General features: G+C 34.8%; 1 protein-coding gene. It reads right to left on the bottom strand.

Features of this window, described 5'->3' with window-relative positions; translation table 11 throughout:
- Nucleotides 1–92: 92 nt before the first annotated feature.
- Nucleotides 93–755 carry a hypothetical protein gene (locus A9G36_RS02165; RefSeq protein WP_065585349.1) on the bottom strand — a complete coding sequence of 221 codons (663 nt, stop codon included), beginning with the start codon at nt 753–755 and terminating at the stop codon, nt 93–95.
- Nucleotides 756–992 lie beyond the last annotated feature (237 nt).

Below are 992 nucleotides of genomic sequence, written 5' to 3'. Positions count from 1 at the left end.
TCAGCTGTATATTGGTATGACAGTAAGTATGGAAACACTTTTTTACCCCGCAAATCTTAAACTTAACAGTAATCTAATGAATTAAAATAATTTTATAAAATATAACTACCACTTCTAGCCCTTATTAAGCTTAATCTTCCATCAGAAGAAATACTATAGTTATGCGCACCTTTAACAGGTCTTTCACCCAATACGGCTTTCTCTAAACCGCCATAACCTTTATATAAGCTATAAATATCCTTATTTTTTATCCAATTTGGCACATTTTCTAAATGGTAGGTAAAAATGATCACCCGCTGACCTTGTAATTGGTCGTCAACTCCCGTAACTTTCTCAACCACAACCCGACCAAAGCAGAAGTTAGTGCCTCCCCACCAATCTACGTATTTGCGACCTTCATCCGTTAAATTATAACGGTACAGGGGCTTATCGCCGTCATGACCAACCAGCTCTTCGGTAAATAATCCCTCTTTAGCATAGAGGGATAGCTTCAAGTTCAATCTTCTATTTTGCTTTACTTTATCATAAGGCTCTTTCGGATCAATTTCGCCTTCAACATAGTGAATAGTATAAGGATACATATCTTCATAAACCTTACCGACCCTTAAACAAACTGATTTATTTCCTGTTGGGTTATTAATATCGTTTTCCCTTTGAATTCGCGTTTTATAATCGGTAAAATCGCACCCTGTCAGTAACGATAACATCAGTAAACTACTACCTAATATTAAGACTTTTTTGATTTGTGTTTTCATCAGTTATTACCTGTTAGTTAAAATTTGTTAATCGATTCTGTCACTGCTTCGGCTTATGGCTCGTATCAGCTGTATATTGGTATGACAGTAAGTATGGAAACACTTTTTTACCCCCGCAAATCTTAAACTTAACAGTAATCTAATGAATTAAAATAACTTTATAAAAGATAATTACCACTTTCCGCACGGATCAATTTTAATCTACCATCCGACTTAATATTGTAATAATGACTTCCT

The sequence above is a fragment of the Gilliamella sp. Choc6-1 genome (assembly GCF_001690385.1).
In the GTDB taxonomy this organism is placed as follows: Bacteria; Pseudomonadota; Gammaproteobacteria; order Enterobacterales; family Orbaceae; genus Gilliamella; species Gilliamella apicola_A.
This window is presented reverse-complemented; position numbering and strand designations above follow the sequence as displayed.

Excerpts from the sequence above, each read along its gene's own strand:
- A9G36_RS02165 (WP_065585349.1), bottom strand. The coding sequence starts at position 755 with ATGAAAACACAAATCAAAAAAGTCTTAATATTAGGTAGTAGTTTACTG.